An 11,670-nucleotide genomic window follows, 5' to 3' on the forward strand; every position below is an offset into this window, starting at 1 on the left:
TCGCTAGGCTCGAAGCATGCCGACACTCGAGGTCCCGGGCGCATCCCTGTACTACGAGACGGCCGGGCACATCTCGTCGCCGGCCGTGCTGCTCATCCATGCCGGTGTCGCAACCCTGCGCATGTGGGATCCGCTCGTGGATCGTCTCGCCGACGACCACTTCGTCGTGAGCTTCGACACCCGCGGGTTCGGCCGGACGACCACCGAGAACGTCGAGTTCTCGGACCGGCAGGACGCTCGTGACCTCCTCGATCACCTGGGTGTCACGCAGGCGCTCGTGATCGGATGCTCGCGCGGCGGCCGCATCGCCATCGATCTCACGCTGGAGAGCCCCGAGCGGGTGACCGGGCTGGTGACGATCGGATCGGGGCCGAGCGGATTCCCCGAGACCGAGCTCACGGACACGGAAGACGCACTCTTCGACCGGTGCGACGATGCGTACAAGGCCGGCGACTGGCATCTGCTCTCGCGGCTCAACGTCGAACTGTGGACGATCGGCCCGACCCGCAACAACGACGACCTGGACCCACGGTTCGTCGAGCTCGCCTACGAGCTGGACCTGCCGAACGTCGAACATGCGCGTGAGGCGCCGATCGCGATTCCGCTCGATCCGCCCGCATTCGACCGGGTCGTCGACATCGAGGTGCCGGCGCTGGTGACGGTCGGCGAGTTCGACCTGTCGGAGGCGCTGGCGCAGCAGGCGTACCTGCTCGACAGCATCCCCACGGCCGACGGTTACATCTTCAGCGACACAGCGCACCTGCCGAGTGTCGAGCATCCGGACGAGTTCGCCGACGTCCTCCGCGGCTGGATGGTCCGCAACGGCCTCTAGGCCGCCGGCGTTACGCGAGCACAGGAAAACGCAGCTGATCGCGACGGATTAGGGTGCCTTTTCCTGTGCTCGCGGACTCGGGAGGGGGCTCGGGGGGCTCGGGAGGGGGCTGGGGAGGGGCTCTAGCTGCGGCCGGTGAAACCGTCCATGGTGGTGTAGACGCCGAAGACCCGGTCGGCCACCGCATCCCAGGCGCGGGTCGGCAGGACGCCCTTCATCGCTTTGGCGAGCCCCACCGTCCACGGGAGCATCAGCATCGGCCGGCCCGCGAGCATCGCCCGCCAGACCCGTTCGACCACGTAGGCGGGGTCCATCACCGGGGTCATCAGCGGACCGCGCGCGCCCTCGAACATCCCGGTCGAGATGTAGCTCGGCGCGACCGTCGTCACCTTGACGTGGCCGAATCCCTGCTGCTTCAGTTCGAGCCGGAGCGAGTCGCTCCACCCGATCACCGCCCATTTCGAGGCGGCGTACACGCTCATGCGCGGGTTCGCGACGGTGCCGGCCGCCGACGCGATGTTCACGATGCGCGCCTCGCGGAGGCTCTCGATCATCCCGGGAAGGAACTCCCGCGTGATGTACATCGGAGCGAGGGCGTTCACCTGCATCGTCGGGCGGGTGTCGTCGCCGTTGTCGTGCTCCCAGAAGTATTTGCCGCGCACGATCCCTGCGTTGTTGATGAGCACGTCGATGGTGCCGACCTCTTTGCGCACGGCCTGGGCGTTCTGGGCGATCGCGCCGAGCTCGCCGACGTCGACGAGATACGGATGGACGCTCGTGACCGGCCGGCCCGCAGCGGAACTCGGCGAGCGCAGCGGCGCGCCCCACGGAGCCTCATCGCGGTCGGCGATGACGATGGCTCGCAGGTCGGTGGCGAGACGGTCGAGGGCATCGGCATCCTTGTCCCAGAGCACCACGGCGCGTGCGCCCTCGCGCACGGCCCGTTCGGCGTACAGCCGGCCCATGCCGGAGGCAGCGCCGGTGATGAGGATTCGGGCGCCCCGCACCGTTCTGGTCATCCTCCTATTGTGATGCCTCGGCGCGCATCGCCCTGAGAGTGGCCCGAGAGGCCGGCCTGCGGCGAGCGCTCCGGGGTCAGCGGGCGGCGCGGTACGCGGCCCGCTCGGCAGAGGTGAGGTGTTCGGTGGCGTAGCTGAGCATGGTGCGCGGCATGGCCGCGGCATGCTCGTCGAGGAACCCGCGGAGGATGCCGGGGGCGACGCGCTTGCCGATCTCGCGCAGCATCCAGCCGATCGCCTTCTGCATGAGGTCCTCGCGGTCGTCGAGCAGGTCCTCGGCCAGTTCGAGGGTCGTGGAGGGGTCGCCGCGCTTGATGAACGCGAACGTCGACAGCACGGCCACCCGCCGCTCCCAAAGAATCTCGCTCGCGGCGAGCTCGAAGAGCAGGTCGCGCGGATGGTCGACCAGGTACTCGCCCAGCACGAACTCGGCAGATCCGTCGACGAGGTCCCAGTTGTTGACGCGGCCGCGACGGACCGCATCCACGTAGAAGTCCACGAGTCGCACCCGCTGCTCCTCGTCGCGGGTGCGCGGGCTGCTCGCGCGCTCGAAGAGCCGGTTCAGGATGATCAGGCCGGCCAGCCGGTGTTCGTGGACTCCGCTGTCGAGCAGCACCCCGATCTCGGGGAGCGACAGGTCGGCGAAACGCTTCGCGACCGCGCGCGTCGCAGGCACCCGCACCCCGATGAACACGTCGCCTTCGCCATACTGCCCGGGTCCCGTCTTGAAGAAGCGCTGCAGGAAGACCGCGTCGTCGGCGTCGGAGACCGCGGCCAGCGCATCCATCACCTCTGCCGCTGTGGCCATGCGTCGAGCCTACCGGCGCGGCGGAAACGTGCGCGAGAGCCGTCAGTGGCGCAACTTATCGCCAAGGTGGTCAAGAAAACGCTCAACCTGCGCGGCTAGGCTCGAAACGGATGCGCACAGAAGCATCCGAAATCGCCGCGCCCGCGGCTCGACCACGCGACGGGAGGTTCGCCATGTCACAGTCCGTATCCCAGTTCGAAGCGGAAGCAATTGTCGGAGAGCCCGAGGTCGTCGAGGACGCACGTGGCGCTCGCGACGTGGCAGCGCATCCGGCATGGCTCCGCCTCAAGGCGGCCGCCGTCGCGCTGCAGCCCCTCCAGATCAAGGACGGCTCCGTGCCGGAGGAGGGCGACAAGGAGGCTGCGAAGGGCCACATCGGCGACATCGTCGACGCCATCGCCGAGCTCGCTCCGCTGTTCCCGCACGACCGCGCCTACCTCGACGCGCTCGTGATCGACTTCCGCCGTTGGTCGGAGGACGGCCTCGGCGTCCCGGATTTCCTGGACTCCCTGAACGCCTTCCAGCCCCAGCAGCACCGCACCGACGGCCTCGGGCACCTCGTGGTGTTCCCGATGTACACGCAGAACGGCAGCACGAACCGTCTGGTCGAGGCCGTGCTCGTCGAGGTCATCTGGCCGGACTTCATCGGTGAGCTGGAGGCGGGCGACTACGGCAACAAGCTGTTCGTCCCCATCCGGTTCGTCGACTTCACGCCGGGCTACGACACGAACTCCGCCGTGCTGTTCCCGGAGACCGTGGCGATGCGCGAGATCCCCACGTTCACCTGGGGTGCGATCTTCCAGGACCGCGAGGCTGCGCGCTACCGGCGCGTGGTGCGCGCGGCAGCCGAGATCACGAAGCTCGACCTGCCGGCCGATGCTGCGCGGATGCTCGACGACCAGTCGCTCACGGAGGAGACCTTCGTGATGTGGGACCTCATCCACGACCGCAGCCACATGCGCGGCGACCTGCCGTTCGATCCCTTCATGATCAAGCAGCGCATGCCGTTCTTCCTGTACTCGCTCGAAGAACTGCGGTGCGATCTGACGGCGTTCCGCGAGTCGGTGAAACTGGAGCGCGAGCTGTCGGCTCTCCCGGATGCCGGACTGACGGATGCGCAGCGCCAGATCCGCGATCACGCGCACCTGGTGCAGTACGCGATCATCTTCGACCGCATCTTCCGCTTCGCGATCACCGGCAGCCGGGTGCGCAACTACGACGGACTCGGCGGTCAGCTGCTGTTCGCGTGGATGCACCAGCACCACGTGCTGCACTGGACCGACACGCAGCTCACCATCGACTGGGAGGCCGTTCCGGAGGTCGTGGTCGCGCTCAGCGACCGCATCAATGACCTTTACTGGCGTTCGATCGACCGCCCGAAGGTGGCGCACTGGCTCGCGGCGTACGAGATGCTCACCGAGACGGTGACGCCCAACCCGGCGTCGAACTGGGCTCGCGGTCTCTCCGATGAGGTGCTCGCCGGTCCGCCGAAGGGCTACACCGATGAGGTGCTGGACGACGAGTTCCCGCTGTCGATGTTCTATGAGGCGCTCAGCAAGAAGATGCTCAGCGTGATCGAGTCGACGGCCGGGATCCGCGGCGAAGACTGACAGGAGTCCGATGGCTGACGGAGTGCGGGGACGCACCGTTCTCATCGCGGGGGCGACCAGCGCGAGCGGCGAAGCCGTCGCAGCAGCGCTGGTCGCCGCCGGCGCATCCGTGCTCGCGGTGGGGACCCGTGAGGATGCGCTGGAACGGCTCGAAAAGGCCGTTCCGGGCGTCGACACCCGGGTCTGCGATCTCGCCGACCGTTCCGCGGTGGCGGAGCTGGCGATGCGCATCCACCTGAAGTTCGGACGCATCGACGGCCTGGTGCATCTCGTCGGCGGCTGGCGCGGAGGCGGCGGGATCGCCGGGCAGACCGACGACGACTGGGAGTTCCTCGAGCGCGCGTTCACGACGCTGAGGAACACGACCAGGGTGTTCTACGACGACCTGGTGTCGTCACCGGCGGGCCGGCTGGCGATCGTGTCGGCGACAGCGGTGGAGCATCCGCTGGCCGGGGGAGCGAACTACGCGGCAGCGAAGGCTGCCGGGGACGCATGGACGCGGGCGGTCGCCCAGGGCTTCCGCAAGGAGGCTCCGCATGCGGCCGCGGCGATCTTCGTCGTCAAGGCACTCGCGGGACTCGAGGGGATGCTCGCGGAGCGCGTGGTCGAACTGTGGGATGCGGATCCCTCCACAATCAACGGAGTTCGGCAGTTGCTCACAGCTCCCGACGCCGTGACGCCGTGAGCGTCGAAGTTACGCGAGGATAGACGAGTGACTCTGCAACTCCATGACCTGAACCTGCGCGGGTTCGCATCCGACAACTACGCCGGCGTGCACCCCGAAATCCTCGACGCGATCGCTGCCGCCAACGAGGGCCACCAGATCGCCTACGGCGAAGACGTCTACACCGCTCGCCTCCACGAGGTGTTCGAGCACCACTTCGGAGAGGGCGTGCAGGTCTTCCCTGTCTTCAACGGAACGGGGGCCAACGTCGTCGGGCTCCAATCGATGATCCCGCGGTGGGGCGCCGTGCTGTGCGCGAAGACGGCCCACATCAACACCGATGAGGCGGGCGCGCCCGAGCGCGTCGCGGGCATCAAGCTGCTGCCGATCGAGACGCCGGACGGCAAGCTGACGCCCGAGCTCATCGACCGCGAGGCGTGGGGCTGGGGCGACGAGCACCGCGCACAGCCGCTCGTCGTATCGATCACTCAGACGACCGAGCTCGGCACTGCGTACAGCATCGACGAGATCAAAGCCATCGCCGACCACGTGCACGGCCTCGGCATGAAGCTCCACATGGACGGCGCCCGCATCTCGAATGCCGCTGCCACGCTGGGCGTCCCGCTGCGCGCCTTCACGCGCGACGCGGGCGTTGACGTGCTGAGCTTCGGCGGCACGAAGAACGGCATGCTCTACGGCGAGGCCGTCGTGGTGCTGAACCCTGAAGCGTCCGACGGGCTCATCTTCCTTCGCAAGCTCAACATGCAGCTCGCGTCGAAGATGCGCTTCATCTCGGCGCAGCTCATCGCCCTGCTCACCGATGAACTCTGGCTGCGCTCCGCGTCGCACGCGAATGCCATGGCGGCGCGTCTCCGCACGGCGCTCGAAGAGGGTGTCGCCGACGGCGAGATCGCCGGGGTCGGTTTCAGCCAGAAGACCCAGGCCAACGCCGTCTTCGCGACGCTCCCCGCGGGAGTCGCCGACCGGCTTCGCGGCCACTTCCGGTTCTACGACTGGGATGCGGCGCGTAACGAGGTGCGGTGGATGTGCTCGTTCGACACCACCGAGGCAGACATCGACGCGTTCGTCGCCGCCCTGAAGTTCGAGCTGCACGCCTGAGTTCTGCGAAATGTGCCCCGAACGCGGGCCAGCGTGACACTCGTAGTGGGGTACAAATCGTGTCCTCATTTTGACCCACACGGGTCCTCTATTCGGTAGAGTTCAAGAGTCGCCGCGGAACCCGAATAATCCATCGGCGATACCCCGAACGTATGACGGGATGTGCGAGTCTCCCTAGGACCCGCGCACCCCGTCATCGTTGTTTAACAGCGCGAACGTAAAAGCCCGGTCAGCGGCCAAAAAATCGCGCGGGGCAACCCCCCGAACTGGAGCGCGGATACCCCTCCCACTGGGGTACAGAATGTGTCCTCATTTTGACCCACACGATGCCTGATCTGGTTAGGCTCGCACTGCTGCAGCCGAGTTTCACTCACGTTCTACCCACGTGGACCGGGGACCCGAACCCCCGAGACTCACGTTCCAACCCGACCATTTGCAGCCCCGATGGAACAGGAACACCCGAAATGCCCAAGCTCCGTAAATCCACCACCCTCAAAGCAGCCGCCGTCGCCCTGGGCGTCGCAGGCATCGTCGGGCTCACCATCTCGAGCGCCGCAAGCCTCAACCTCGGCGGTGGCTCCGTCGGCGCAGGCACCAGCGTCGTCGCTGCGTGTCAGCCCGCGGGGACCCCGATCACCGTCGGTTTCACCACGGCGTACTCGGCGACCGCCCCGGCAGGCTACACGGTCACGGCCGTCAAGCTCGGCGCCATCGACGCCGCGTGCGCAGGAAAATCCATCAACGTGACACTGCAGGGCGCATCCAGCGCATCCCTCGTCGAGGTCACCGGAACGGCCGCGGCCGGAACCGTCACCCTCGCCGTCCCCGGCGCGACGACGGTAACCGCCACGTCCGTCGTCGGCACTGCGGTGGTCATCTACAACTAGGTGGCCGACGGCGCTGCTGAAGCGCCGTCGCCATCTGTGCCGTCATGGAACCCGAATCCACGACAGGACACACGAGGGCTTGGCGGGTAGTGCGGATAGGTCTCGGATCCGCACTGCTCGTCATCCTCGCAATACTCGTCTGGCCTACCAGCCTCGGCGGGTGCACCACCATGACCGTCGTCTCCGGCCACTCCATGGAGCCGACCTTCCACACCGGCGACCTGGTCGTCGCCCGCTGCGGCACGCCGGCCGTCGGCGACATCGTCATCTACCAGCCTCCCGGGCTCAATGAACGCGCCCTGGTCATCCACCGCATCGTCGCCGCAGGAAGCGCCGGCGGATGGGTGATGCAAGGCGACAACAACAGCTACAAGGACCCGTGGCAGCCGACCGATCGCGACATCCTCGGAATCGCGCTCATCCACATCCCCTCCGTCGGTTCCCTCCTCAGGGCACCGTTCGTGTGGTCATCGTTCCTCCTGATGGCCGCAGCGCTGCTGCTGTGGCCGGCACGCGAACTCGCACGCGGCCGGCGCTCAGCGGCGAAGGCGTCGTCGGCTGTCGCTTCCACCGACCGGGAAGCGACAGCCGTCGACGACGGCGAGAAGGCGGTCGTGTCATGAAGACCGTCCGCCTTCTCGTCCTGTCCCTCGCGCTTCTGTCGGTCGTCTGTCTGTCCATCTCCAGCGCTGCTGCCCTGAACGTGCAGGCGCGCACCCTCAAGTCGTTCACGGGGCCCGCAGCCTGCACGACCACGACACTCACCGTGTCGTCCACGAACGTGACCGCCAATCGCACCGCGACGCTGCTGATCTCGAACGTGCCCGCCGCCTGCCGCAGCCAGGCGATGCAGCTGACCGCGTACGGCACGGGCGGCGTTGTCCGCGGCACGGCCACGACCACGACGACCGGCACGGGCGCGACGACGACGGTCACCCTCAATGCGACGGTGCGTCTCAACCAGGTGACCGGGATCGCGCTGACGATCGGCGGCCGCGGGATCACGACGACCTGGGCGGGCTGACCGTCACGACGGCTCGGTGCCCGGCCCTGCGTCGGCTCGGTGCCCCGACCGCGCCGTCGGATTAGTGCCCGGCCCTGCATCGGAGCGGCGCCCCGGCCCGGCATCACTCGGCGCGGGAGACGATGTCCCTCATCGCGGCGACCTGTGAGTGGCCGGCCTCGATCAGGTTCGTCAGCGCCGGATAATCCTCCGCCTTCACCGCCACCTTCATCTCTGCGACCAGAGCCGTCAGCGCCTCATTGGCCGCCTTCCACTCCTCGGCGATGTTCGCCGGCGACTCGAGCCCCTTCAGCTGTTTGGCGTTGAGAGCGAGCCTCGCCGCGTTGGCCACGACGAGCGGGTTGTTGAACTCCGACATGGCGGCGGACATCGCAGTGAGGCTCTTCTCGACGTCGTTGAGGTGTTTGCCTGCGGCCGTCTTGAAGCGAGCGGGATTGACGGCGGGCGGTTCTGTCGGCGGTGGTGTCGGCTCAAGTGTCGGCTCCGGGGACGGTTCGGGCGTTGGCTCGAGGGTCGGTTCCGGGGTCGGCACGAGTGTCGGTTCAGACGTGGGCGCGAGGGAGGGGATCGTGGTCGGTTCGGGTGTCGGCTCCGGAGTCGGTTCTGCCGAGGGTGTTTCGGGAGCGGCAGCCGCCGGGAGCGTCGGCTCAGGCGGAGGGGGAGTCTGAGTGGTCGCGGACGACTGCGATTCGATCGTCGCGATCTCCGTCGCCGCGGTCGAAATGCCGGCGACGAGCACGATGGCGACGACGATCGCAGTGACGATGAACCAGGCCCGCTTCCAGAGCGGCTTCTTCGGCGTGGGGCCGGGACCATCGGGAGGAGTATCGGACATAGGACCCTCCGCCTCGAACGGGACGCCCCACTGTGGCACGCAGGGCGAGCATCCTGAATCACCTTGATCGGGTGATCCTGCGTCGCTCGCCGCTCGCCGGTCGCCGGTCGCTGGTCGCTGGTCGCCGCTAGTCCGAAGGCGCCGTCCAGTAGGAGTAGCCCGAGACGGTCTCGAAGCCGAGGTCGCGGTAGAGCGCGATCGCCGCGGCGTTGTCTGCGAGCACCTGGAGCCACATCCGCTTCACTCCCCGGTCGGCTGCCGCGCCGGCGAGCGCGATGATCAGCCTGCGGGCGAGCCCGCGACGCCGCGCATCCTGCCGGGTCGCGACGGCGTAGAGTCCGGCCCAGTCGTCGACGAGGGCGAGCCGCGCGGCCGCGGCGGTCCCCGATTCATCCTGGATCGAGGCGTACAGCGCAGGGACACCGGTCAGGATGCGGCGCGCGATCTCGCGTTCCCGGTCGCCTCCCCTGCCGTCGACGCTCCACCACAACGACATCCAGTCGTCGCTCGGAGCACCGGCGAGGACGACCACGCCGGACGACTCTGCCGACCCCGACGGATCGGCGGATGCGCGTCGGGCGACCCGGGAGACGTCGGCCACCTGCACGAGCGTGTGGGAGTCCTCGACGTATCCACGGGCTTCGAGCCGGCCCGCGAGAGCCGACGGACGCGACCCGGGGCTCAACTGGAACGCAGGAGGAAGGCCGCGGCCGCGGTAGGCCGCTTCGACCGTGTCGATCGCCGTGTCGAGGTCGTCGACGTCGCCCCGCGGCAGCACCGAATTGGCCCGCTTGGTGACGCCGCCGCCCCAGCGCACGACCCAGGCCCCGATCGCGTGAGTCTCCAGGGCCGGCCAGCCGCGGTGGGCGAGGTCGTCGAGCAGGGCAGCGGTGTTCGCGGAAGAAGATTCCGGCATGGAGAACATTTTATGCATCTGTATGGAATAACCCGGCGTCCGATGCGTTGTCATGTTCTGGCAAAGGCGCCTATCCCCCGCTCTGATCCACAGGAGAGACACCTTGTCCATCGCAGAACTCCCTACCCGCACGGCTGACACCAGCGCACCCCTTCTCCCCGTGCTCGCGGACCGCTGGAGCCCGCGCGCGTACGACGCGACCGCGCCCGTCGACGAAGTGAAGCTCACTGCCGCCCTCGAGGCCGCACGCTGGTCGCCGTCAGCCAACAACTCGCAGCCGTGGCGTTTCATCGTCGCCCGCCGCGGGACGGCAGCGTTCGACACCATCGCCGCCAACCTCATGGGCTTCAACCAGGCCTGGGCGGGATCGGCCGGCGTGCTCATCGTCGCCCTCGCCGAGACTGTCGACGAGAACGGCAAGGAGCGCCCCTGGGGCAAGTACGACGTCGGCCAGGCGATCGCGCACCTCTCGGTCCAGGCCCACCACGACGGTCTTCACGTACACCAGATGGGCGGGTTCATCGCTGACGGCCTGCGCGAGGCTTTCGGCATCGAGGAGCGCTTCGCGCCGATCTCGGTGACCGCGCTCGGCGTGCTCGGCTCCCCCGACGACCTCCCGGAGGCCCTGCGCGAGCGCGAGGTCGCGCCCCGCAGCCGCACCGACCTCGACGAGCTGCTCCTGGTCAACGCATAAGGCCCGCCTGACCGCTCGCTTTCCGCCCGCACGGGGAGCGAGTACCCGAAAAGTCGCCCTGTTCGTCACGAACGGGGCGACTTTTCGCATGCGCGGCCGATGCGCTCGCTCCTCGCACTAGTTTGATCCCGGCGCACTAGTTGTACTGAGTGCGCCGAGACTGAAGTAGTGCGGCTAGTGCTTCGTGCCCGTCAGGGGCGCAGGAGCACCTTGATGGCGCGGCGCTCATCCATGGCCGCGTAGGCCTCGGCCACGTCGGCGAGCGGAAGTTCCAGGTCGAAGACGCGACCGGGGTCGATCGTGCCGGCCAGCACATCCGCCAACAGTTCCTCGACGTAACCGCGCACCGGCGCGACCCCGCCGTTCACACCAACGTTCGTGTTGAACAGGCGACGCACGGGCAGCTCCGGGCCGCCGTTAGGAGCGCCGACGTAGCCGACCATCCCACCCGGTCGCACCGAGCGGATCGCCTGGTCCATCGATTCTTTCGTTCCGACGCACTCGAGCACGCAGTCGGCGCCGATGTCGTCGAGCATCGCTTTGACTCGTCCGACGCCTTCGTCGCCGCGCTCCTCGACGATGTCGGTCGCGCCGAACGCGCGAGCGAGCTCCTGCCGCGCTTCGTGCCGGGACATCGCGATGATGCGGGATGCGCCGAGCCGCCTCGACGCGAGCACCGCGCAGAGGCCGACGGCACCATCCCCGACGACCACGACCGTGCTGCCCTCCGTCACGCCCGCCGAGACGGCCGCGTGATGACCGGTGCCCATCACATCCGCGAGGGAGAGCAGGCTCGGGATGAGCTCCTCTGCCGGGTATTCGGGCGTCGCGACGAGCGAACCGTCGGCGTGCGGAACGCGGACTCGCTCCCCCTGGCCGCCGTCGGCGAAGGCGCCGAACTCGTCTTCAGTGCCCCACCATCCGCCGTGCTGGCAGGAGGTGCTCACACCGTTGCGGCAGTTGATGCACGTGTTGTCGCAATCGTAGAAGGGGGCGATCACGAAGTCGCCGACCTGCACCTTCGTGACGTTCGGGCCGACCTCCTCGACGACGCCCACGAACTCGTGGCCGATGCGGTGCGGCTCGTGCGTGGGAGTGACGCCGCGGTAGGGCCACAGGTCCGACCCGCAGACGCAGGCCGCGACGACGCGGACGATCGCGTCTCCTCCTGTGGACAGGACCGGATCGGGAACCTCTTCGTAGCGGATGTCCCGCTCGCCGTGAATGACCGTTGCATGCATGCTCCGAGCCTACGCGCGCCG

At 68.1% G+C, this 11,670-nt stretch carries 13 protein-coding genes; 8 read left to right on the plus strand and 5 right to left on the minus strand.

What is annotated here, in order from left to right; all coding sequences use genetic code 11:
* Window positions 1-16: 16 nt before the first annotated feature.
* A complete protein-coding gene (locus tag AAYO93_RS16765) occupies window positions 17-832 on the plus strand; it encodes an alpha/beta fold hydrolase (RefSeq protein ID WP_345762311.1) in 816 nt (271 codons plus the stop codon).
* Between the two features lie 122 nt (window positions 833-954).
* Here the strand turns inward: AAYO93_RS16765 and AAYO93_RS16770 are convergent, their stop codons facing one another.
* On the minus strand, window positions 955-1,851 hold the full coding sequence (locus AAYO93_RS16770) for an SDR family NAD(P)-dependent oxidoreductase (RefSeq protein ID WP_345762313.1): 897 nt from the start codon (window positions 1,849-1,851) through the stop codon (window positions 955-957).
* A gap of 76 nt (window positions 1,852-1,927) precedes the next feature.
* Entirely contained in the window at window positions 1,928-2,659 is a 732-nt protein-coding gene (locus AAYO93_RS16775; RefSeq protein WP_345762314.1) for a DNA alkylation repair protein, read from the minus strand.
* 173 nt (window positions 2,660-2,832) lie between these two features.
* Between AAYO93_RS16775 and AAYO93_RS16780 the strand changes: the two genes are divergently transcribed.
* The 6 genes from AAYO93_RS16780 (at window position 2,833) to AAYO93_RS16805 (ending at window position 7,963) form a co-directional block, all read left to right on the plus strand.
* The gene (locus AAYO93_RS16780; RefSeq protein WP_345762315.1) at window positions 2,833-4,269 is read left to right on the plus strand and encodes a DUF6421 family protein; all 1,437 of its coding nucleotides are present in this window, start codon (window positions 2,833-2,835) and stop codon (window positions 4,267-4,269) included.
* 10 nt (window positions 4,270-4,279) lie between these two features.
* Entirely contained in the window at window positions 4,280-4,954 is a 675-nt protein-coding gene (locus tag AAYO93_RS16785; protein ID WP_345762316.1) for an SDR family NAD(P)-dependent oxidoreductase, read from the plus strand.
* A gap of 27 nt (window positions 4,955-4,981) precedes the next feature.
* A complete protein-coding gene (locus AAYO93_RS16790) occupies window positions 4,982-6,052 on the plus strand; it encodes a threonine aldolase family protein (protein WP_345762317.1) in 1,071 nt (356 codons plus the stop codon).
* A 464-nt stretch (window positions 6,053-6,516) separates the two neighbouring features.
* Window positions 6,517-6,939, plus strand: coding sequence for a hypothetical protein (locus AAYO93_RS16795; protein ID WP_345762318.1), 423 nt, complete (start codon window positions 6,517-6,519; stop codon window positions 6,937-6,939).
* Between the two features lie 170 nt (window positions 6,940-7,109).
* A complete protein-coding gene (locus AAYO93_RS16800; protein WP_345762319.1) occupies window positions 7,110-7,562 on the plus strand; it encodes a signal peptidase I in 453 nt (150 codons plus the stop codon).
* Window positions 7,559-7,963 (plus strand): hypothetical protein, encoded by a 405-nt coding sequence (locus AAYO93_RS16805; protein ID WP_345762320.1) that lies wholly within the window; start codon window positions 7,559-7,561, stop codon window positions 7,961-7,963. Before AAYO93_RS16800 ends, AAYO93_RS16805 begins: the two co-directional genes overlap by 4 nt.
* 103 nt (window positions 7,964-8,066) lie before the next feature.
* On the opposite strand, the gene AAYO93_RS16810 is transcribed toward AAYO93_RS16805, so the two are convergent.
* Both AAYO93_RS16810 and AAYO93_RS16815 read right to left on the minus strand, forming a co-directional pair.
* Complete coding sequence (locus AAYO93_RS16810) at window positions 8,067-8,798, minus strand: hypothetical protein (RefSeq protein WP_345762321.1); 732 nt, start codon at window positions 8,796-8,798, stop codon at window positions 8,067-8,069.
* Between the two features lie 127 nt (window positions 8,799-8,925).
* Window positions 8,926-9,714, minus strand: a complete 789-nt coding sequence (locus AAYO93_RS16815) for a GNAT family N-acetyltransferase (protein ID WP_345762323.1) — start codon at window positions 9,712-9,714, stop codon at window positions 8,926-8,928.
* 103 nt (window positions 9,715-9,817) lie between these two features.
* Between AAYO93_RS16815 and AAYO93_RS16820 the strand changes: the two genes are divergently transcribed.
* A complete protein-coding gene (locus AAYO93_RS16820; protein WP_345762324.1) occupies window positions 9,818-10,408 on the plus strand; it encodes a nitroreductase family protein in 591 nt (196 codons plus the stop codon).
* Between the two features lie 191 nt (window positions 10,409-10,599).
* Here the strand turns inward: AAYO93_RS16820 and AAYO93_RS16825 are convergent, their stop codons facing one another.
* On the minus strand, window positions 10,600-11,649 hold the full coding sequence (locus AAYO93_RS16825; protein ID WP_345762325.1) for a zinc-dependent alcohol dehydrogenase family protein: 1,050 nt from the start codon (window positions 11,647-11,649) through the stop codon (window positions 10,600-10,602).
* Window positions 11,650-11,670: the final 21 nt, after the last annotated feature.

The organism is Diaminobutyricibacter sp. McL0608 (genome assembly GCF_039613825.1).
In the GTDB taxonomy this organism is placed as follows: domain Bacteria; phylum Actinomycetota; class Actinomycetes; order Actinomycetales; family Microbacteriaceae; genus Diaminobutyricibacter.

What these genes read in the sequence shown, in the direction of transcription:
- AAYO93_RS16795 (WP_345762318.1), top strand. Translation starts at nt 6,517, where the DNA reads ATGCCCAAGCTCCGTAAATCCACCACCCTCAAAGCAGCCGCCGTCGCC.
- AAYO93_RS16785 (WP_345762316.1), top strand. Translation starts at nt 4,280, where the DNA reads ATGGCTGACGGAGTGCGGGGACGCACCGTTCTCATCGCGGGGGCGACC.
- AAYO93_RS16815 (WP_345762323.1), bottom strand. Translation starts at nt 9,714, where the DNA reads ATGCCGGAATCTTCTTCCGCGAACACCGCTGCCCTGCTCGACGACCTC.
- AAYO93_RS16780 (WP_345762315.1), top strand. Translation starts at nt 2,833, where the DNA reads ATGTCACAGTCCGTATCCCAGTTCGAAGCGGAAGCAATTGTCGGAGAG.
- AAYO93_RS16810 (WP_345762321.1), bottom strand. Translation starts at nt 8,798, where the DNA reads ATGTCCGATACTCCTCCCGATGGTCCCGGCCCCACGCCGAAGAAGCCG.
- AAYO93_RS16805 (WP_345762320.1), top strand. Translation starts at nt 7,559, where the DNA reads ATGAAGACCGTCCGCCTTCTCGTCCTGTCCCTCGCGCTTCTGTCGGTC.
- AAYO93_RS16770 (WP_345762313.1), bottom strand. Translation starts at nt 1,851, where the DNA reads ATGACCAGAACGGTGCGGGGCGCCCGAATCCTCATCACCGGCGCTGCC.
- AAYO93_RS16765 (WP_345762311.1), top strand. Translation starts at nt 17, where the DNA reads ATGCCGACACTCGAGGTCCCGGGCGCATCCCTGTACTACGAGACGGCC.
- AAYO93_RS16825 (WP_345762325.1), bottom strand. Translation starts at nt 11,649, where the DNA reads ATGCATGCAACGGTCATTCACGGCGAGCGGGACATCCGCTACGAAGAG.
- AAYO93_RS16775 (WP_345762314.1), bottom strand. Translation starts at nt 2,659, where the DNA reads ATGGCCACAGCGGCAGAGGTGATGGATGCGCTGGCCGCGGTCTCCGAC.
- AAYO93_RS16800 (WP_345762319.1), top strand. Translation starts at nt 7,110, where the DNA reads ATGACCGTCGTCTCCGGCCACTCCATGGAGCCGACCTTCCACACCGGC.